Origin of the sequence: Dactylosporangium sp. NPDC049742, assembly GCF_040674675.1 — a bacterium.
GTDB classification, from domain to species: Bacteria; Actinomycetota; Actinomycetes; order Mycobacteriales; family Micromonosporaceae; genus Dactylosporangium; species Dactylosporangium maewongense.
This window is the reverse complement of sequence record NZ_JBFANF010000059.1, coordinates 62560-81958: the sequence shown is the minus strand read 5'-3', so window position 1 is coordinate 81958 and position 19399 is coordinate 62560. Positions and strand designations below refer to the sequence as shown.

Below are 19399 nucleotides of genomic sequence, written 5' to 3'. Positions count from 1 at the left end.
GCCAGGCCGGGTCCGCGCCGCGGGTGTTGCCGAACGGGTCGAGTTTGCGCCGGGTCGTGGTGTACCTGCGCCCAGCGGCTCGCCGGGCAGGTACACGCGGACACCGTGGACGGCGCCGCAGCGCCGGTCGGCGGCGACCCAGAACCCGCACCGGCCGGTCGCGGTCGTCACGCGGCCCGCCGGACGGGGCGGACGCTCGCGCGGGTAGCGCGGGCGATGACGGTGTCCAGGTCGCGGGCGAGGACGAGCAGCTGCGCGCGGGCGACCGGCTCGGCGCCGGCGAGCGCCACCGTGAGGGTCACCTCGGCGTGCTCCCGGCCGTCGGCGGCGCGGACTCGGGTGAGCAGGGCGCGGCCGAGGCCGGGGACGTCGATGGCGAGGGGATCGGCGCGGTGTTCGCCGAGGTTGCAGCGGTGCCCGCGTGCGCACCAGTCGGGGTGCCTGCGCTTCATCGGTTGGTGTCCTTGCTGTGCACGGTGCGCAGGTAGTTGAGGGCGCGGCGGCCGGGCCGCAGCTGGCGGCCGGTGCCGTCACAGCGGCGGCAGATGCCGAACGCCTTGCCGCCGAACAGGGCGCGGCGTTTGCCGGTGCCCTTGCAGCGGCGGCAGGCCACGAACGGCCAGAGCCAGCACGCCAGGACGTAACCGAACGTGACGATGATGAGAGCGAGGAACAGCAGCGCTGCGGCGGCCGGTTGGCCGGTAGCGGTAGCGGCGAGCGCGGACATGCGAGAGCCTCCACGGGCTGTTTTGGGCGCGAAAGGGCTGCTGGCGCTACCCGCTACCTCGGTGGGTAGCGGCTGGCCAGGTTGGTAGCGGGGTGGGTAGCGGCGGCGCTACCGGGTAGCGGCGCCGCCGCTACTTCTCAGGCGCTCTTGCGGCGCTGGATCGCAGTGTCCACATCGGACACGCGGGCGCCCTTGAGTACCTCGCCGCGCACCTTGACGTTCACGCTCGGTACACGGTCGCGGAGTTGTGCGGAGATCGCGTCGGCGGTGATGTCGGCGTAGTGCTCCGGCAGGTTCTCGGCGAGGCGGGTGGCGATGGTGGCCCAGTGCAGGCCGTTCTCCCCGGCGAGGAACACCGACCGGACGTCGGCGAGGGTGTCGCGCAGGTCGCGGGTGATGGTCTCGCCGATCGCGGCGCCGGACAGCGTTCCGGCCGCTGCGCGGTGCTTGCGGGCGGCGGTGAGGATCTTCTCCGCGTCGGTGTGGTCGGCGAGGTACGTGCGCACGGTCGGCGTGTCGTCGCTGGCGCCGTAGAGGTAGCCGACGCCTCGGTACTGTGGCCCGTTGGGCAGCGCGGACGCGTCGTAGCCCTCGCTGTACGCCTCACCGCCCAGGACCGCCTCGGACACGACGCGGTTGCCGCACTTGAGCGCGAACCGCACGGCGTGGTTGTCGCGGTACCGGTTGAACAGCCGGCCGACGTCACCGGCGCCGACGCCGGAGGGCTTCTGGCTGCTGGACAGCAGGATCACACCTGCTGAGGGGCCGACGGCCATGATGTAGGACAGGAGCGCGGCGATCTCCTTGTTCTGCTCCTGGCTGTCCAGTTCGTAGTAGGCCTGGAACTCCTCCATGACGAGCATCCACACCCGGAGCTGCGGGTACTTCCGCGACAGCTCCCGCGTGATCTTCCCTTCGGGGCATTCGACGGTGGACAGGGAGGAGAGGAAGTCGTTGACCTCCTGGATGTGGGCCTTGACCTCGCGGAGCACCTCCAGCAGGTGCTCGACCGGGTCGTTGTCGCGGCTGTTGGGCACGGTCCCGAACACCATGCGGTGCGCGACCAGGCGGAACTTGTCCCAGTCCGGGGACATCTTGCCGTCCACGACGATGAGCCGCACGTACGGGTCGAGCGCCGCGAACAGGGCCAGGAGGCGCGTCGCGAACGTCTTGCCCTTGCGGGGCTGCGCACCGACCAGCACGGACACCCACATCAGCAGCAGACCGACCTTCCGGCCGCGCTCATCGAGGCCGAACGGCGCCTCCGTCCAGATGTCGCGGACCTTGCCGTCCAGCAGCGGCGTGCGCCCGGCCGGGATGGCGAGGGGGTCGCGGTCGGCGACGAACAGCACGTGCCGCCGGTGTGAGCTGGGGTCGCGGGTGAGGAACACCTGGTTGACGGAGACGTCGAGGCCGGAGGCGATGGCGCCCTTGGCGTTGAGGACGTGCTCCCACGTCTTGCCGTACGGCAGGTCGATGACCACCTGCGACCCGCTGCCGGTGGTGTCGCGGGACATAGTGGACCCGAAGGTGACCTGCTGGTTGGGCTTGTCGGGGTGGCCGAGCCCGGCGGCGTAGTAGGCGCGCAGGATGATGTCGGGGTTGACCCTCCGGTACCGTCCGGCGACCACGGCCGGGCGCAGGATCGGCTTGTCCTGCGGGCGGCCGAGCCGCGCCAGTCCGCACACCACACCGGCGGCGGCCAGGCCGGTCACCCACCACGGGGCCATGGCGTAGGCGACCGGACCGCCGATGGCGAGCGCGGCCGTCTCGGCGGCCAGGACGACGCCGCGCCATGCGCGGGTGGCCTTGACCTCGCGGTGCAGCTTGTACCAAGTCTGCGGGTCGTTCGCGTCGGCGGCGGCCTGCCGGAGCCCGTACTGCTCCGACAACCACCACCACCGCAACTGGCGACCGACCACCTTGAACAGGCCCACGGTGGCCCAGAACCCGGCCTGCATCGCGTACCAGGGCGCCCGCACGGCGTGGTACCCAGCGCGGTGCAACGCGTCCTCTGCGATGTCGCGGACGGTCGCCTTGAAGTTCTGCCAGCCCAGCAACCGCGTCGGGATGATCGGGCGGCGGCCCTTCGGGTCGGCCGGCGGGGCGTCGACCAGCACGCCACCGCGCTGAGGCTCGTCGTCCAGCGGCACGTCGAAGTGGCTTTCGGCGCTGGTGCCGTCCCGGCGGGCTCGGGCCGCGCCGAGGTCGACCACCTCGGCGACGTCGGCGACCTCGTTCTCGTACTTGGACCAGTCGAACCCGTTCGGGTGCTCGCGGTCCGGGTCGTTGCTCGTCATGCTGGAGGTCTCCTGACTCCTGATGGAGGAATGGGGACCGGTGCGCGGCCGAGCTTCCTACGGCCAGAGGCCGCGCACCGGGCGGAACTAGAACGGGCTGCGCGGCATCCGGTCGCCCTTGACCAGCGCGGCGAGGCTGTGGGCGAGGTGTTCGGCGATGTACTGCCGGTCGGCGCAGTCGTTGTCGAGGTGGTTGGCGCCCCAGGTGGACAGCTCCGACAAGACGATGAGCAGGTTGCGCAGTTCGGTCTCCGCGTCCACGTCCCGCTCCCGTCAGATGTCGCGGTTGGCGTGGATGAGGTGGGCGAGCGCGGCGCCCATGCCGAGCACGGCGACGGGCAGGCACGCGACGGCGGTGGTGATCCACCAGGGCGCGGAGGTGACACCGGCGGCGCTGAGCAGGTGGTACGCGACCTGCCCGGCGCAGCCGAACACCAGGGAGCCGATCGCGGACCAGCGGGCGAACCGGCGCACCGACGCGCCGTAGGCGTCGGACAGCCACACCGCGAGGGCGTACGCGGCGTATGCCTCGACACCGATGGGCAGCGTGATGGCGGTGTTGATGCTGAAGCTGTCGGCGATGCCGGGCAGCGGGTGGATGACGCCGAACCCGGTGAGTTCGCCGAGGCCGACCCACCCTGACCAGATCGCGACGAACGCGGGCAGGGCCAGGACCCACACGGGCCAGGACCGCGGCTTGCGCCGGGCGGCCGGCGCGTCCGGGGCGTCCGGCGCGGTGATGTTGGTGCCCGGGTGTCCGTCACCCGTGGCCTGCGGCGCCGCCTCGGGCGCCTCGGGGACCGGCTCGACGTCGACCGGCTCGGCGGGCTCGGGGGTGTCGGTGTCCGGCTCCAGGTCCGGCACGGCGTGCAGCGTGCGCGGCGGGGGCATCTCGGCGGGCTCGGTGCGCTCGTCGGTGAGCGCGTCGCGGACGGCGTTGGCCTTCGGCGCGCCGATGCGGAACTCCTTCATCAGCGCGTTGCGGGACGGGATCTCGCCGAGCCGGTCGGCGAGCTTGCGGGCGTCGGGCATGAGCGCCTCGATCGGGGCGGGGTAGGCGCTGGGGGCGGTTGCGGTGGTCACGGGTTCTCCTCGGGGTAGGCGCAGGTGAGGCATTCGCCGAGCGAGCGCGGGATGTAGTACGGCCGCACTTCGCGGCAGGTGGAGCAGGTCCGGCGGGCCAGCAGCGCCCGGCCGATCGCGCGTCGCTGCGCGGCGGTCGCGGGGCGGTGCGGCTTGGCCAGGTCAAGGCGGTACAGGTAGGCGACGCGTTCGCCGCCGACACCGCGCCACAGGATCTGGCCGGCGACCGGCTGACCACCGGGGCGCAGCCCGCGGGCACGGAGTTGACGGCGGGTGGCGTAGCTGTCGGGGGCGCCCTTCCACCACCAGGTCGGCAGGCCGTACCGGTCGCCGAGCGGGTCGTAGTAGACGGCGCGGATGCGGCTCACGGCCAGGTCCTCACGCTGCCCGGCGGGCGGCGTTGACGCGGCGCGTGTAGTACCGCAGGGCCTCACCGACCACCGCGTCACGCGCCCGGTGCAGCCGCCGGGCGGTCACCTCATCGACCGGCCGCCGCGCGTCGAGGATGTCGATCTGCACGTCCAGCAGCTCAATCTCCGCCTCGATCAGCGGCCACTCGTCCTCGATCGCGGCCAGGTCGGCGGCGGTCGGCTCGTCCATCGAATCACGGTCGTAGATCACGGTCTCTCCTGTGAGATCGGGAAGGACCGCCCGGCCGAGATGCCCCGGCCGGGCGGAAAGCGTTACGGGGAGCCCACTTCAGCGCGGGCAGGCATTGAAGCAAGGACCAAATGCCTTGCGTGGCAACCTTTTCGGGGAGGCGCGGCCCCATGTAGTTGTCAAAGTCCTTGTGGACACGGAAGGTCTGCCGGAACGGCGGTAGTGCTACCGCCTTCCCGGCATCCGGCCGGCCTGCTTGGTGCTGCACTCACTTTCTGTCAGGTGGCAGTGACGACTTCACCGCCAAGCTGGACGACTTGGGACGTCTTTGCTAACTTGAAGTCGTCCCCACTCGTCCGAGGAGGCGCCAGTGCCGAATGACCGGCTCCGCGACGCGATGCTTCGGAACGGCCTGACACCGGCCGCAGTCGCCGAACATCTGGGCGTCGATCCGAAGACGGTTGAGCGGTGGGTGACTCAGGGGCGCGCGCCCTATCCGAAGTACCGCCACGCAATCGGCGCGCTGCTCAAAGAGGCCGAGTCGTACCTATGGCCTAACGCCGTGCCGGCCGAGCGGGCAAACCGAGTGGCCCAGTCAGAGGTCGTGCAGGTGTACCCGCGCCGAGCTGCCGTGCCGGACGACCTTTGGCGGCGCCTTATCGACCAGGCGCAGGAGTACGTCGGCATCCTTGCGTACGCGGGCCTCTTCCTGCCTGAGCAGCAGTCCCAACTGATCCCGGCGCTCAAGGCGAAGGCCGAGCAAGGCGCCCGCATCGAGATCCTGCTGGGTGACCCCGACAGTGCCGAGGTTGCCAAGAGGGGTGCCGAGGAGGGGATCGGCGACGCCATGGCGAGCAAGGTGCACAACGTGCTTGCGTTCTACCGGCGGTTGCGTGACGTCCCCGGCGTCGCGGTCCACTTTCACAAGACGACGCTCTACAACTCGATCTATTGCTTCGATGACGAGATGCTCGTCAACGCGCACGTCTTCGGCTTCCCTGCGGCGCACACGCCGGTGATGCACCTACGACGCCTCGCGGGTGGTGACCTCTTCGGGACCTACGCGGACAGCTTCGACCGCGTGTGGTCAACCTCAGTGCCGGTGTGGGCGCCGTCGGTGGCAAGCTGAGGGCATGGCACGAACCGAGTTCTACAACGATCCGCAGGCACCCAAGCCGAACAGCATCGTCGTTGCCGTGACGGTCTTCGTGGTCGATGACCTCGGCCGGGTGCTGCTCATCCGGCGCACCGACAACGGTCTGTGGGCGATCCCGGGCGGCGCCCAGGACTTCGGCGAGTACATCGCGGAGACGGCCGTGCGGGAGACCAAGGAAGAGTCGGGCGTTGACATCGAGGTCACCGGCATCGTCGGCCTCTACACGGACCCGAAGCACGTCATGGCGTACACCGATGGCGAGGTGCGCCAGCAGTTCTCGATCTGCTTTCGCGGCCGGTACCTCGGCGGTACTCCGACGCCGAGCAGTGAGTCGTCGGAGGTTCGCTGGGTGCCGCGCGCAGACCTCGACCAGTTGCAGATCCATCCGTCGATGCGGCTCCGGATCGACCACGGGTTCGAGAATCGGCCGGCACCCTACATCGGCTGAGCGGCGGCCAGCCGTTCCTCGGTCCGGCGCACGGCGTCGAGCAGCGTGGGTTCCGCTTCAGCCCAGAATTGGGTGACGATGTCGTCCGGACCGTAGCGGGCTCGGATCTCGGCCAGCCGCTCGTGCACGCTCAGCCGCTGCCCGTCCGGCCCTGTCGTCATGTCGGCGTACCAAAGTGCATCCGTGACCGCGGACTGTTCATCGCTGAACTCTGCGGCGAGCTCCTCACTCAGCCCGCGCGCCGCGGCTTCGAACACGGCGCAGGAGTGGTACGCCACGAGTGCCGCGATACGCATGTCATGGCCTTGGTCCCGCAGCCACCGGGCGCCGTCGAGAGCGTGAAGGCCGGACGAGGCCACGCCGGGTGCATAGCCGATGTCATGAAGCCATGCCGCAGCGATCAGTACTGCGTGGTCGGCCTCGGGGACGGCTCTCGACGCATCGTGGCTAGCTGTGGCGCCAACGGCCCGAACGTGGTTCCACCGTCGGGGCAGCGCCTCGGCGAGCAGAGTCTCCGCAATGGCCCGCGCGCTCGTCACGATGTCCATCGGGCAAGAGTACGTCTCCGAGGTGCCACCGTCGTCGCCCTTCGCCCGTGTCTCCGATGTGTACGCACCAACGGTGTAACCACCTGCACGCGGACGTAGGTGCTCCGTGCGGGAGAACATCAGCAACCGGGGCAGGCTTGAGGTAAGGGGCCTATCCGGGGTGAGACGCCTGTCATTGGAGGATCAACATTTAGACTGGCGTTCGTGAATTTGTTAGGGCAGTTCTTACCCGGCGTCCGAGAAGTTCGGACGCCCCTGGTGGTGGGAGTTCTCTGGTCACTCGCTGCTTGGGTGGCGTCTGCGCTACTTCCTGAGAAGGTGTGGCAGCGCGAGGCCATCCAGACGGCGGGGCGCCAGATCGGGAAGCTGCCTGTTGAGCTGGTGATCTCAATCATCATCCTGCTCATCTACCTTCTCGGCGTATTGCTTCAGTCTATTGGCGCCGCCGTGCGGACCGTGCTTTCCTTTGTGGCAACACTGGGAATTCCGCTATTCGTGGTGTTTGTTGTTGCCCAGTTTGCCTTCAAATTCTTAATTGCCTGCATCCTCTTCCTGGTAATCCTATGTCTAGCGCAGGCCTGGTTAAGGTATCGTCGGGTTAGGCCGGAAAGCTACCAGGTTGCTCTAGAGGATACTGTGACTGCCGGTCTCCTCTATGCCCACTCTGTTGTGTTGCAGCTGATTCATGCCGTCCGTTTTGCAACCGAATCTGATAGACAACTTTTCGATGAGTTGGTTGATAGCGAGTTCGAGTCCTATTTCGGCGAGAATAGCGATTTCCTGTCGCGTACCGTCAACGAAATCGAGCAGGGACTGCTCTATCAGGGAGCGATAAGCGTCGGCCTGACCCTGGAAGAGGTTCATGCTGTATCCAATGCGGAGGATCGCGGCGACTTTCGCGTGAAGAGCCTTGCGGACCTGTGGATGCTGCGCAGGCGCCGTGAGAACTCCGATTCGGACGTTAGGCGTGCGCTTCTTAGGAAGCTGGAGACGAGCCAAGTGGCGCGCGCTGCTTTCGTCAGGTCGGTCCTTGAGTTCGATGAACTGCGGGTCCGGCTGAGGCGCCGCCTGAACCGTGCGGAGCGCAGGCTGCGCGAAAATCAGCCCGAGCAGTATTTGGAATACGACCGCCTCAAAGCGGAGGGCGAGTTTCGTAGCGGTGTTGCGGTTCCGCTCATGGTGCTTCTTGCTGCTCTGGCGTACAGGTGGCATCTAGAGTTCGATGCAAAGGATAGTCCCGATGTCCTGTGGTGGCTGATTGTCGGCGCTTTTGCTGCTGGCACCATTATGATCTACGCGGGAGATGCTCAAGCTCGAAAAGCTCGCATGATTCTGTACGACAGTGTCCGTACTGGTGTCATTGAGTTGCAGAACGATGAGCGATTCGGACAACACGTATTTGTATTCAAGCCAACTCCAAAGATTGAGCGTCGAGCTTTGATCAAGAGCGTCCTATCTGGATGGGCGCGGGCAATCGGAGATCGGATCTCCGGTCGATCGTCCACGCCGGAGAGTTGAGGAGAGTGGATCCGGGTTTATCGCTGGTGGCCAGTTGGGGACCACACGTGATGCGCGATGGTAGACAATGTGCCGCCAAGGTCACGCCATGATCATGGGCATGACGTGCTGACGTGCGAAAAGGCTCAATATCAATGATCTACGGCCAATGGTAGTGGGCCACGGCATCCGAAACCGACTCGCGCCCGACGGGCAGCATCACCTACCCTGTTCGCCACGCCGGTCGAATGGCTAGCGCTGCTGACAACGAGGTATACCGCAAGGGAGCGGACGAATGCAGCCCATCGATAGTCTCGGCTTGTTCTGGCTACCCGGCCACGACGAAGATGGCGATAGGCTGTCGGGACGCCTCCAGTTCGATCCGGCCGGCGGTGGTATAGACCTCTCACTCGTTGGCGTATTCGATCATGCCGTAGATGACGGCGGTAAACCCATTGTTCGTATCTTTGGCTGGCTCGGCAACCGTCCAGTTACGCTGGACAGATGCTTCTCAACAGGCACGAGCCACCGCGCGCCCGGCATAATAGAAAGCGGCTATCACGCCAACCGCATGTTTGTTGGCCACCATATTGATTCAGAGGATCAGAAATTTCAGGCGGCCGAGGCGACCTTTAGCTACGCGGACGTTTGGTTGGGCCGCAGCGGCATCAGGGTCGAGACAGACTACTTTCGTGAACAAGCCGAACCAACTGCCATCTACACGGCCACCTTCACTCCAATACCGCAGGACGAGCACCCGTTCGCCCGTGGCCGAGTCCAGGTCGGTTACTGCTGGAAGCCGGAAGGCGACCCGCTGCGTGGCGTCTCCATGAGGCAATGGCCCGTGTTCACTATTCATTACAATGAGCCGTGCTCGTTGGACGACATCGAATGCGACGTACGGCTAATACAAAACCTAATGACCTTCTGCATGGACGTCCAGATTGACCGCGACAAGCTTTCATTGACGCATCCTGACATTCACATGGTCATGCTCGACGGCAGTGATTCCGGAGCCGAACAGCCGATGGAGTTGGTCACATCTCCAATACCGTACACGGCGCCGGAAAAAAGGAAACCTCGTCACGTGTACGAGATGCTGCTGACATTTGACGAGTTGGGCGGCCTCCCGGCCATTGCGCGCTGGCTCGACATCGCGCCGCGCTTTCAGCGCGCTCTAAACTCCTTGATGAGCGTCAAATATGCGGAGCGTATGTATGCCGAGAATCGGTTCCTCAACGTTACGTTCGGCGCCGAGGCCTTTCACCGGCTTACTCAGAACGAGCCGCACATGGAACCAGAAAAGTTTCAGCAGATCCTGCATGCCTGCCTGGAAAGTGCTCCGGACGAACATCGCGAGTGGCTCCTGGGGAAGATCGGATTCGGCAACGATCCGTCGTTGGTCAAGCGCCTGGGCAAGCTGGCGGGGCGGGCGGCAACCGCCACTCGGCCGGTTATCGGAAGAAAAGACCGATGGGCGGGAACGCTGTCGGACGTACGGAATGAACTGACGCACCTGAACGCCGACTCGCCAGAGTTTAGTGGTGGCGATCTGATGTTCCTGACCGAATCCGTGTACGCGGTCGTCCGTACCTGCATGCTCTTGGACTGTGGCGTATCGATTGACATCCTCACGCAGAAGGCTAGTTCAAACAGGCTTTTCTGGTATCGTGAACGCCTTGCTGAGGCTATTGAACGAGTACGAGAGCAACTGAAACTCGTGCGAGAATCGAGGAGTGCCTCCAGGGCGAAAGCTGATTAAACAGCGTCGGTACAGAAACTCGGTCCGCAACGCTGGCCCTGGACCCTCATACTTAAGACCCCCGGGTGCTGCCGAGGGTCTTAAGTATGTGAATGTCCAAAAACCCCCTGGCATGACCACGCCGCACGCAACAGGGCGCCAACTCGACAGAATGACCGAACTCACCACCCGAACGGCGACCACATCATCGTCGGCAGGTCAGCCGTCTCATCGGGAGCACAGATGCCGGACAGGCTGGGGACCGCTTGGGGGCCGCACGCCCTGCGCGACAGTGGACAACACGCTTGCAGTCACACATGCCACCGTCTTCCGCCGTCTTGCCCTCGGGCTGTCCACCGACACCAGGCCCTGGGCGCGCCTGGTGTCAGGCGATGATCCCGGCCGGCCGCCAGCGATGCGTCCGACCGCTCGTCTCATCCAGCTCGGGTACCTGACCACGGATGCGGTAGGAGCCGATCGTTCCGATCTGAACCCCGAGGTACCGCGCGACCTCCGTCGTTGTCCACCACTTAGCTGCTGGGTCCGGCGCTGTGTTGATCATTACCCCATCCTGCCATCTGCCGATGTAGCCAGCGGGCTGTCGGCTGCACCGCCATTGCCACGTACGATCGCAAGCGGTGAATTAGTGGGCTTGGTTCTCTGGTTCGCTATCGTGCACTACTTCCAGCGGGCCGTCTGGGAAGACGTCCGTGATGCTTTCCCAGCCTGGCATAACGCCAATGCAGGACATGATTGAGCCTGCGACGTCTTCGGGCTGAACGTCTCCACGTATCACCGCCCGGACCATGGTGAGGATTTGAAAGCCACTTAATAGGCAATGTTCCCTCGCAACGCTGTATTGCAGCATTTGATGAGGGAACAGAATCTCGGTTCTTTGGGTAATCGGAATCTCGCGCCAACCGTTCACCACCAGGATTCCCTTTGGAATCTTCCCGGTTTCGGACAGTTCTGAAGAAACCCACTTTTCAAGTTGTGCCGCGTTAGCCTCAGCCGCGCTCTTCTTAATTCCCTTGACCTCCACTACGGCAGTTCTTCCTTGCCAGGTGAGGTGCAGGTCTCGTCGGCCTGCAACAGGCGGGGAAAGATCGAACCCAAACAGCGCGAACGCTTCGCCAACGCGTTCCTCCAATTGTGTTCCGCTAGACGTGATGAGATGTTTCCAGCGGTCATCGCGCGCTCGTTCAGCTCTCAGTTCTGCAATCTTTGCCATTAGCTGCTGAAGTTCTTGTTCGAGGGTGAAGAGCTGTGTTCCTCGCGCGATGTCCTCGCCGAATTGCAGATCCTCCGCCCACTTGGGCAAAGTTGACTCTCCGCCGCCGCGAAGCTGCCGGATCCACTCGATTAGATCAACGTACAACGGATCCGGGTCGTCAACAATGTCCGACTCGTCGTCATCTTCGTCTTCGTCTTCGTTGTAACCGTCATCGATAATTGGAAGGTCGGGCAGTTGCAGGATGATTCCACCACCGGGGCCCTTATTGATGCTGCCAACGACCTTGTCGGTGCCTGCCACCACCGCCAGCGGCAAGCCTACTGGACTGTCGAGGATTGCCCGGTACCACCATCTGTCCGGGTACTTCCGCAGAAGTGCGCCGAAATCCTCTCTAGGCGAGTCAATCCTAGAGCCTTTCGCCTGAACTGCCCTAAATTTAAACGGCAGGGCGTCTTGAAGTGCCTTAAATTCTATGTGTCGATGGGTCGTGACGGCCTTCCCGGTTCCGGACTGAGTTCTCTTTCCCGTGTCATAACCCATAATCTGGGGGGCAGCAGTCAAGATTACGAGTACGCGGCCCATCTTGACGAATTCTTCGAACTCCGTCCGGCGTCTTGTGAGGGTGAAAACAAATTGCGCCGATTCCGACTCTCGAAACGACGCGAAACCGCTGTAGTGCTCTCGCCACGACGCAGCGTCGTAATGTCTGTACGTGGCCGCCGGGTCCCAAAAAGCAATGTCGTACTCGTACAATGACGTATCGGAGTCGAAGTGTGCGTATTCGGCGCCCGGTACTGGAACGAAACAGTCGAGTCCCAAGATGCGCACTTTGCGTCCAATCGTTAGGGTGATGATCCGAGTCCTGGATTGAGCGATTAGCATACCGGCAGTGCCGTGTTGCAACCATCCTTTTTGTGTGGTCGTGGCGGCGCGCCTGTATCGCACATCACCAGCTGTGCCGCACGCGATGCTGGCGCGGGGGAATCCCTGGGGACTATTGGGAGAGGATGCTGCGGACAAGCGTGAACCTCAAAGGACTGGAGTTGCCTAGGTCCAATCTGAATCGCCAGACTGCCAGATGCTTGGCTAGCGTTCACACCGAAGCGGTCGGCGCGACGGTCGGGTTGCCGAGCGTCAAGGACCGTCCGCGTCCAGTGGCTTCGCTCCAAGCCACGCGTCGAGGAACTCCACACCCGCTCGGGTCAATCGGTAGAAGTCGGTATCTGGCAACAGCGAACTAGTCGCAGCCGGGACTTCGGTCCATCCCACGGTCGAATTGAACGCAGCAATGTGCCGGGTGCCTGGGGGTGACAGCTCCATGTATCCGTCTTTGATCAAGTACATCATCAGGAGCCGAAGAGAACTTGGCAGCTGGATCGACAGGCCACGGGCGAAGTCCGGAGCAAGACGTGGGTTCCCCGTCAGGACCTTTGCGACCGCCTCGCGCTGGTCAGCAAGGACCTCCAGGACCCGGCGTTCCAAGTCGCTGTACCTGCTGTTGAGAACCGTGAGGTTCGCCTTGTACTGGCGAAGCGACTTGCGGTCGATCTCACCATGTCGCGTGCCCTTGCGCCCGTGGCAGTTCGCACATAGCACGATCATGTTCTCGAAATCGTGCCGCTTCACCTTGGCCCAGTCGTCGATGTGGTCGATCTGCAGGGGGCCGATCTGGCGGCAAGTTGGTATGGCGCAGCGATGACCTGCCTCGATCATCAAGCGACGCTTGAGTTCCGCCGGAACGTCGGGACGGGCGGCCATCCGCGGATGATACGCCGGGCAACGGTGTCGGATCATCACTGGGGACCGGATGGGGACCGCACGCTCTGCACGGTGGAAGACGCCGCGCTTCATGCTGCACACCGTCGGTGGATGCATACCGTGGATGACGTGCGGAAACGTCTGCCTCAATGGCCTGGGGGTCAAGGGGTCGTGGGTTCGAATCCCGCCGTCCCGACTTTGCGAAAGGCCAGCTCAGCTGGCCTTTTGGTTGACCATGATCAATGCTCTGATCGCGTCATGACACGCGTTTTTGCCCGTACGGCCGTACGGTTTGCGGCGTCGACGGCCGCCCGACGTGTTCGATGAAGTCCTCGCTGTTGTGCTGGGCGGAGTCAAAGGGTCTGTGAGGGCCTGTCGGTGCTTGCCGTGAGAGCGCGGTTGAGCAGGCGTTATGTAGATCGGCTGCGATTGTGGCGACACGTGATCGACACCTTGACTCGGGCGGTCTTCATTCGCCAAATCTGTGTGTCCACTGTGGATGGTCCTCACACATCTTTGACACGAACGCCCGTACGGTGATCTTCCTGGGAGTGCTCCGCTCGCCGGTGGTCATTTCGGCTCGGACATGATCGAACGCGTTGCGCTTCGTCCTGGACGTCGGCGGCGCTGCAGGTGACGTTGCGTAGTTGGCGTCCGTCAAGCCTGTGCGCACTCATGCCGATGAGCGGACGTTTCTCTTGGCCGGGTGAGGACCGCCGGTTAGGACAAGACGCTGGAGGGAGGTCGGAAAGCATGCTGTTCGACGGTCCTCTTCCTGGGCTTGAGGGGTCGTTCGCGACCGCCGCCCGCGTCCTGGCCGCCTACGACCTCCTGCAACCGACTGACCGTGGCCGGTCCCGGTGGTCCCGGGCACGACGACGTCAGCGAGACTGGGAGCAATGCCGCTCTAACGACCTGGAGCTTTCCTATGCCGCACGGGATCGTCCGCTGGTTCGACGCCGAACGGGGGTTCGGTTTCCTCGCGCCTGACGACGGATCACCAGACGTGTTCGTGCACGCCTCCGAGATCGTCGGGGACGGCGGCTCGAAGGTGCTCCGTGAGGGACAGGCCGTCGAGTTTGAGGCCGGCAAGAACGACCGCGGTCCCCAGGCGCTGCGCGTGCGCGGCACCGCCGAGCAGGCCGCTGGCGGTGCCGTGGGCGTGCTCGGCACGGTCAACTGGTACGAGCCGACCAAGGGGTACGGGTTCGCATCGCCAGACGGCGGCGGCCCCGACATCTTCGTGCACAGCTCGGCCATCGTGACCGGCGGCGTGGTCAGCGACGGGCAGCGGGTGGCCTTCGTCGTCGTCGAGGGCGAGCGCGGCCCGCAGGCCGCGCACGTGATCCCGCTCGGTCCTGGGGCCGGCCTGTCCGCCACGGCAGGCGGTGCCGACGGGGCGGACGGAACCGTCTCCTGGTACGACGAGGACAAGGGCTTCGGCTTCATCGCCCCGGACTCCGGCGCCGGGGACGTCTTCGTCCACGCCCGGTCCCTGGCCGAGGGCCTCACCTGGCTGACAGAGGGTGACCGCGTGGCGTACGAGGTGGTCAGCAGCGACAAGGGCCCGCAGGCCCGCGACGTGCAGCTGGTCCGAGGGGCCGAGCCCGCGCCGCCACCGCGACGCCCGGCACCGGCCGGGCCGCCACCCGCCAGGAGTAAGCCGCCGTCACGGGGCGTGCCCGCACGCGCGGGCCACGGCGTCGTCGCACGTTACGACGGCGACCGCGGGTTCGGGTTCATCACACCGGACGCCGGAGGCGACGACCTGTTCGTCCACGTATCCGTGGTCGCCGGGTCGGAACCGCTGCAGCAGGGCGACCAGGTCCGGTACACGGTGCGTCAGAGCGACCGGGGCCTGCAGGCCGACCGCGTGGAGCGCCTCTGACACCTCTGAACACATGCTCATCTGCCGCCGACCGTGAGCGCAAGGTCGGCGAACTCCGTCACGCCGCGTGACGAGCGTCCGGCGCCGGCCGGTGCGCTGAACTGCCGAAGACCGTGCGTCGTCCGGGACCAAAGCTCAGGTCTCCCGCACCTCCCGACGGGATATCGCATCCTGGCCAGAAAGCGTCGCGATGAGCCTTGCAGCAATGTGAACCGAATCGTCGGCGCACGGCTTCGCCGCGATCTCGGCGTGCAGAGTCTCCACAGCGCTCAGTAGAGTGCCGCGAAGCTTCCTCAGGGGAACCTCGCCGGTCGAGAGGGAAACCACCGCGTTCTCGTCGCGGTCGCAGTTGGCCTCGATGTATACGGTCGGCTCGGAAGCATCGGTCCGGCGATAGTACAGAAAGTACGGCCCGTCAAAGATGTACGAGAACGCCTCCAGCTCCCCGCTACGGATGTCCTCATAGGCAGTCACAGCCGAACTCAACACCGATATCGGGAAGTCGGTCCACCCAGCCTCGGGGAAGTCGACGCCGTGCAACGTGAACCAAACGGTGCCGATGACGATCCCGTCAGCGGTCGCCGGCGTCTTGACGTCGGCGACATGCCACACCGCCTTGCTCATCGGTCGGTTAGCACGCGGACTGCGTAATGGAAGGTCATCCCTGCATTCGACAAGGCCGTTGCGCCGTACTACTGGATATTTGCCGCGTTCGGGACGTTCTGCTTCGTCACTATTGTCATGCTCAACACCGGTTGGATGCGGCTGCTCGCAGTGGTGTGGGTGATCGCAGTGCCGCTCTGGATTCGCCGCTACCTGCAGTATCGAAGAACCCAAGCGGCGGCCGTCGGCTCTCGGGATCAGTAACGCGTTGAGATACCCTATCGGCCGCTGTGTAGGTGCGCTGGGCCGCTACTCGTCGTCGAGTCCGGCCCGCGCCCGACAAGTAGATCGTTAACGGTCAAACCGCTACAACCGCTGCTGGCCGCCGCCGTCTTCTTGCTTGGCATCCGCTCATGCCGCAGACCGCGCGCGACGGCCAGCGGTGAGCCGTCACGCGGCGTGACGCACGCCGGGCGACCCGACGCACGCTCGTGCCGAGTTGAGGGCGTAACCCCTCGCGCAGGGCAGGCCCGCTTGTCACACTGTGAGCATGGCGAAGGGCTCAACGAATAACAGCATGCGGCTTCCGATCGAAGCATTGGTCATGCGGAAACTGATGTTTACCTCTGGCGGCTACTGTGCGATGACGGATTGTCGGCAGCCTCTTATCGGCGCCAGCGGCGGATGGATCGGCACAGTCTCACACATTTACGCCGCCGAGGACGGTGGGCCGCGCGGGAATAAGCATCTTTCTGCTGAGGAACGTAGGGACTTTAAGAACTTGATTCTTTTCTGCGCGACACACGGTAGGGAAGTCGACGACAGGAAGTATGGTGAAATCAAGTTCCCGGCCGAAAAATTGTTGCGAATCAAGGAAGAGCATGAAGCCAAGGTTGAAGAGGCAGTGGTGCAGGCAATCGAGCGAGAACAGGGCGGGCCGCAAAACACGAATTTGATGCTTGACCTTTCGCGTCGCACTTCGGAAAGTGCCACCACCGGCATCGGCTTATTGGAGTCATTCGGTCACAGTCTGGACTCCCTCGATATGGCGCGCTTCCAGCCCCGGCTGATCCGCGAGCTGGAGATTGCAGAGCGTAAGCTGACTGAAATGTCCCAGGTGGCGCTGGAAGTACTTTCGGGTTTCTTGGAACTCTGGATGCGAGAAAAGGTTTCGGGCAACGAGTGGAGATTTGATTTTCCCGACTACACGACTGATCGTCTCGAGTTGGATAATAGCCTACTTGTAACCAAGATCAGAGCAGCGGGAAGGTCGCGATTCGACAATGCCGTCAGCGAATTGCAAGCACGGGAAATCGTCGAATTTGTCTCAGATGAAGATGGCGCATCCTGGACTGTCAAAGCCATCTGGGGTTACAACGAATCATCCGCGACGAATCGCGGCAGATATGACAGCACCTACAACTTCCTCCTCGCGGCGGCCCAATTCCTGTGGTATGCGTTCGAAATTCCTGTCTACGACTGGGTGAAGGGCCTAAACTTTGGCCTGTTTGACACCGTTGCCGGTGAAGAGAAAACTGTTCCATGGCGTTGGGCGCCATGACGAGCCTGTGGACCACGCAAACCACTTAGGCCGCGCATACTCATCTGCCGCTGATCGGGGCCCGACGACTCGTGGAGCTATTCGCTGCTCGCTCGCCTAGCGTCAGCTCAGCACAGTGAGGTGATCTCAACGAGAAAGGTAGCGGTGCTCGAAATGGGTGAGCACGAGCGCTGCTTTCGCAAGGTCGCCGATTCTGGATGGGCTGGCGGTGACGTGTTGCAGGGCGCGCCAGCCTTGCGTGAGCAGGGCGAGGCCGCGTTCACCGAGGCAGCGCAGGGACCGTAGCAGCATGTTGTAGGTGCGGGTGTCCACGTCCAGTTGACGGCCGTCGGCGGGCTGTTTGAGCGGGGTGTGTACGCCGATGCCGGCGCCGTCGTACCCGGGGTCGGCCAGAGTCGGCAGCCCTCGCGCCGCCGCGGCGTACAGGGCGCCCAGCGCGTGCTGGCGAGCCACGGTCAGGTCGTGTGCCGAGCCGGGCTCGACCTCGGACACCCAGATCGGCAGCCCGTCCGGTCGCATCACCGCCTGGACGTTGCCGCCGAAGTCGTGGGTCTTGCCGGCGTACCAGGCGTCGATGACCTTGCCCTTCTTGCTGATCTTAGTCTCGGCACAGCGGTCGGTGTCCACGACCTTGCCGTCCAGGATCACGAACGTCCAGCCCTCGGACTGGACCCGCTGCAGCGCCTCGGGCAGCTGCGGCGCCTGTGCTGCGAGGACGCTGACAGCCTCGTCGTGGTAGCGGTACGCGGTGGCCCGACTGATCCCGAACCCGGCGCCCAGCACGGCGATGTCCTCCCGCTTGCGGAACCACACCAGGGCGAACAACGCCTGACGCCAGCAGGTCAACGCCCGGCTGCCCCGACGCGTGCCGCGGGCGCGCCGCTCATCGGCGAGCAACCGCGCCACGTAGGCGACCAGTTCACGCGGGACGTCGAGCATGGCACGATAGGCAATCACGTGGAGTCCTCGGGGCAGATGGTGTCTTGTGGTGAGAACTCATCTACCGGGGACTCCACCCCAACTCCACCACCGTCCTATACGGACGGTATGCCCGTGTCGCCGCAGGCCCAATTCACGCGCACTTCGCTGGTGAGATCACCTCAGTGGTGACCGGTAGAGAACCTCGACGTTCACGATGTGGTCGTTGACCACGTCGAGGTTGAGGTAACCCGGCCACGGTGGATCGAGGCATATGGTGCGGTGGCCCTTGCCGTAGGCACGAGCCGGTCTTGGGGGCGGCATAGAAGCTCTGGCAGAAGTCGTCCTCACAGCCGCACAGCTGCGTGACGCGCAGTTCCTGACCTGCTCGGTCAACGAGTCGTCGCCATACGCCCTCAGAGCTGCGGCAAGCTCGGTCGCGAAGATCGGCCACGTCGTGTGCAGCAACGGTGCCTCAGCCGGCGTGACGTTCACAGCCGCGCACGCTACTCGACGAGCGGGGAAGAGATTCACGCACATGCCGCGAGTGTTGCGCGGCGACCGGTTGCGGATCGTCACACTTCGTACTCGAAGATCGCGTTGTCGGGCTCGCACAGTCACCCATCGCCGCCGTCACTCAACGCATCCCCGTCGTCCGACTCGGCGACTGACCGCTCAGCTGGCTGGGGTGCCTTCGCGGCAGTGGTGATGGTCGGGTATGTTGTCCGCCGAGTGCCCACCCTCGGGTGGCGTCTGACCCTCTGGTCGATGCTCTGCGGCGAATTTCGGTGCCGACTACCGAACGAGCCTTCTATAGGAGACCAGGCGGAACACGAGCGAATACATAGCGGTACCTACACAGCGCGTGGTCAGAGCAATGCAAGGTTTCCGAAGTCGGAACGGAACCTCATTCATCGGCCATAGGTGGCCGAGCTGAGTCGTGCTCGTCTCCAGCTCGGTCGCCGAAGCGTTAGGACACCGTCATGGAGATCGAAACCGTTCAGTCAAGCCTGTCGCCGTTGGCTCGCCTTGGCGTCGTCGGCATAGTTGTGGCCGGAGCGGTCATCGTCCTTCTAGCCTCCGAGTCGGAGCATCGGGCGGAAATGATTAGGGCGATGATCGAGGCAATCCGCCCCGCCCGGTAGGCAGCCGACAGGAACCCGCTCGATGTGGGCTTCTGGCATCGAGCGGGTGTTCCATCCACCCAGATCGGCCCCCTACCGCTGGGGGATGAGGTCGGAGATGGCTGCCTCGTCAGATGACAGGCGGGTTGACGGGCATCCCCATTTGCCGCGATCCGCTCGACCCTGTGCACTCGCGGCGAGCGAGCGGTCGAC

Annotated in this window: 18 protein-coding genes and 2 pseudogenes; 8 read left to right on the top strand and 12 right to left on the bottom strand. The window is 64.4% G+C overall.

Annotated elements, in window-relative coordinates; translation table 11 throughout:
- Positions 1–167 precede the first annotated feature (167 nt).
- From AB0J72_RS45375 to AB0J72_RS45345, 7 genes are all read right to left on the bottom strand, one after another.
- Entirely contained in the window at positions 168–452 is a 285-nt protein-coding gene (locus tag AB0J72_RS45375) for a hypothetical protein (protein ID WP_363411634.1), read from the bottom strand.
- Positions 449–727 carry a hypothetical protein gene (locus AB0J72_RS45370; RefSeq protein ID WP_363411632.1) on the bottom strand — a complete coding sequence of 93 codons (279 nt, stop codon included), beginning with the start codon at positions 725–727 and terminating at the stop codon, positions 449–451. Before AB0J72_RS45370 ends, AB0J72_RS45375 begins: the two co-directional genes overlap by 4 nt.
- A 137-nt stretch (positions 728–864) precedes the next feature.
- A complete protein-coding gene (locus AB0J72_RS45365) occupies positions 865–3027 on the bottom strand; it encodes a cell division protein FtsK (protein WP_363411630.1) in 2163 nt (720 codons plus the stop codon).
- 87 nt (positions 3028–3114) lie between these two features.
- A complete protein-coding gene (locus AB0J72_RS45360; RefSeq protein WP_363411628.1) occupies positions 3115–3288 on the bottom strand; it encodes a hypothetical protein in 174 nt (57 codons plus the stop codon).
- Positions 3289–3300: 12 nt separating this feature from the next.
- Positions 3301–4059: an ABC transporter permease gene (locus tag AB0J72_RS45355; protein WP_363411642.1), complete on the bottom strand. Its 759-nt coding sequence runs from the start codon at positions 4057–4059 to the stop codon at positions 3301–3303.
- Positions 4060–4106: 47 nt separating this feature from the next.
- The gene (locus tag AB0J72_RS45350; RefSeq protein ID WP_363411626.1) at positions 4107–4478 is read right to left on the bottom strand and encodes an RRQRL motif-containing zinc-binding protein; all 372 of its coding nucleotides are present in this window, start codon (positions 4476–4478) and stop codon (positions 4107–4109) included.
- 10 nt (positions 4479–4488) lie between these two features.
- Positions 4489–4710 carry a DUF6284 family protein gene (locus AB0J72_RS45345; RefSeq protein WP_363411625.1) on the bottom strand — a complete coding sequence of 74 codons (222 nt, stop codon included), beginning with the start codon at positions 4708–4710 and terminating at the stop codon, positions 4489–4491.
- A gap of 370 nt (positions 4711–5080) precedes the next feature.
- Between AB0J72_RS45345 and AB0J72_RS45340 the strand changes: the two genes are divergently transcribed.
- Together AB0J72_RS45340 and AB0J72_RS45335 are read left to right on the top strand one after the other, a co-directional pair.
- Positions 5081–5839, top strand: a complete 759-nt coding sequence (locus AB0J72_RS45340) for an XRE family transcriptional regulator (protein ID WP_363411624.1) — start codon at positions 5081–5083, stop codon at positions 5837–5839.
- 4 nt (positions 5840–5843) lie between these two features.
- Positions 5844–6314 (top strand): NUDIX domain-containing protein, encoded by a 471-nt coding sequence (locus AB0J72_RS45335; RefSeq protein WP_363411622.1) that lies wholly within the window; start codon positions 5844–5846, stop codon positions 6312–6314.
- Here AB0J72_RS45335 and AB0J72_RS45330 read toward each other — a convergent pair.
- On the bottom strand, positions 6302–6862 hold the full coding sequence (locus tag AB0J72_RS45330; RefSeq protein ID WP_363411620.1) for an HD domain-containing protein: 561 nt from the start codon (positions 6860–6862) through the stop codon (positions 6302–6304). The two genes, AB0J72_RS45335 and AB0J72_RS45330, sit on opposite strands and share 13 nt — an antisense overlap.
- A gap of 204 nt (positions 6863–7066) precedes the next feature.
- On the opposite strand from AB0J72_RS45330, the gene AB0J72_RS45325 reads away from it, so the two are divergent.
- Positions 7067–8380, top strand: a complete 1314-nt coding sequence (locus AB0J72_RS45325; RefSeq protein ID WP_363411618.1) for a hypothetical protein — start codon at positions 7067–7069, stop codon at positions 8378–8380.
- Positions 8381–8654: 274 nt separating this feature from the next.
- Entirely contained in the window at positions 8655–10121 is a 1467-nt protein-coding gene (locus AB0J72_RS45320; protein ID WP_363411616.1) for a HEPN domain-containing protein, read from the top strand.
- A gap of 622 nt (positions 10122–10743) precedes the next feature.
- Here AB0J72_RS45320 and AB0J72_RS45315 read toward each other — a convergent pair.
- Both AB0J72_RS45315 and AB0J72_RS45310 read right to left on the bottom strand, forming a co-directional pair.
- Positions 10744–12087, bottom strand: coding sequence for a hypothetical protein (locus AB0J72_RS45315; RefSeq protein WP_363411614.1), 1344 nt, complete (start codon positions 12085–12087; stop codon positions 10744–10746).
- 381 nt (positions 12088–12468) lie between these two features.
- Positions 12469–13092, bottom strand: a complete 624-nt coding sequence (locus AB0J72_RS45310; RefSeq protein ID WP_363411612.1) for an HNH endonuclease signature motif containing protein — start codon at positions 13090–13092, stop codon at positions 12469–12471.
- Between the two features lie 928 nt (positions 13093–14020).
- Between AB0J72_RS45310 and AB0J72_RS45305 the strand changes: the two are divergent.
- From AB0J72_RS45305 to AB0J72_RS45295, 3 genes and pseudogenes are all read left to right on the top strand, one after another.
- Positions 14021–14218, top strand: a pseudogene (locus tag AB0J72_RS45305) (cold shock domain-containing protein); the annotation flags it as partial.
- A gap of 36 nt (positions 14219–14254) precedes the next feature.
- Positions 14255–14446 (top strand): annotated as a pseudogene (locus tag AB0J72_RS45300) (cold shock domain-containing protein); the annotation flags it as partial.
- Positions 14435–14980 carry a cold shock domain-containing protein gene (locus AB0J72_RS45295; RefSeq protein ID WP_363411640.1) on the top strand — a complete coding sequence of 182 codons (546 nt, stop codon included), beginning with the start codon at positions 14435–14437 and terminating at the stop codon, positions 14978–14980. The pseudogene AB0J72_RS45300 and the gene AB0J72_RS45295, both read left to right, overlap by 12 nt.
- Before the next feature lie 135 nt (positions 14981–15115).
- On the opposite strand, the gene AB0J72_RS45290 is transcribed toward AB0J72_RS45295, so the two are convergent.
- Positions 15116–15604, bottom strand: coding sequence for a hypothetical protein (locus AB0J72_RS45290; RefSeq protein ID WP_363411610.1), 489 nt, complete (start codon positions 15602–15604; stop codon positions 15116–15118).
- 529 nt (positions 15605–16133) lie between these two features.
- Here AB0J72_RS45290 and AB0J72_RS45285 point away from each other — a divergent pair.
- The gene (locus tag AB0J72_RS45285) at positions 16134–17144 is read left to right on the top strand and encodes a hypothetical protein (protein ID WP_363411609.1); all 1011 of its coding nucleotides are present in this window, start codon (positions 16134–16136) and stop codon (positions 17142–17144) included.
- 126 nt (positions 17145–17270) lie between these two features.
- Here AB0J72_RS45285 and AB0J72_RS45280 read toward each other — a convergent pair whose 3' ends face one another.
- Positions 17271–18101, bottom strand: coding sequence for a transposase family protein (locus AB0J72_RS45280; protein WP_363411607.1), 831 nt, complete (start codon positions 18099–18101; stop codon positions 17271–17273).
- Between the last annotated feature and the right edge of the window lie 1298 nt (positions 18102–19399).

Bases quoted from the DNA above. Each gene is read 5' to 3' on its own strand.
- AB0J72_RS45375 (WP_363411634.1), bottom strand. From the start codon at position 452: ATGAAGCGCAGGCACCCCGACTGGTGCGCACGCGGGCACCGCTGCAAC.
- AB0J72_RS45370 (WP_363411632.1), bottom strand. From the start codon at position 727: ATGTCCGCGCTCGCCGCTACCGCTACCGGCCAACCGGCCGCCGCAGCG.
- AB0J72_RS45365 (WP_363411630.1), bottom strand. From the start codon at position 3,027: ATGACGAGCAACGACCCGGACCGCGAGCACCCGAACGGGTTCGACTGG.
- AB0J72_RS45355 (WP_363411642.1), bottom strand. From the start codon at position 4,059: ATGCCCGACGCCCGCAAGCTCGCCGACCGGCTCGGCGAGATCCCGTCC.
- AB0J72_RS45345 (WP_363411625.1), bottom strand. From the start codon at position 4,710: ATGGACGAGCCGACCGCCGCCGACCTGGCCGCGATCGAGGACGAGTGG.
- AB0J72_RS45335 (WP_363411622.1), top strand. From the start codon at position 5,844: ATGGCACGAACCGAGTTCTACAACGATCCGCAGGCACCCAAGCCGAAC.
- AB0J72_RS45330 (WP_363411620.1), bottom strand. From the start codon at position 6,862: ATGGACATCGTGACGAGCGCGCGGGCCATTGCGGAGACTCTGCTCGCC.
- AB0J72_RS45320 (WP_363411616.1), top strand. From the start codon at position 8,655: ATGCAGCCCATCGATAGTCTCGGCTTGTTCTGGCTACCCGGCCACGAC.
- AB0J72_RS45310 (WP_363411612.1), bottom strand. From the start codon at position 13,092: ATGGCCGCCCGTCCCGACGTTCCGGCGGAACTCAAGCGTCGCTTGATG.
- AB0J72_RS45290 (WP_363411610.1), bottom strand. From the start codon at position 15,604: ATGAGCAAGGCGGTGTGGCATGTCGCCGACGTCAAGACGCCGGCGACC.
- AB0J72_RS45285 (WP_363411609.1), top strand. From the start codon at position 16,134: ATGGCGAAGGGCTCAACGAATAACAGCATGCGGCTTCCGATCGAAGCA.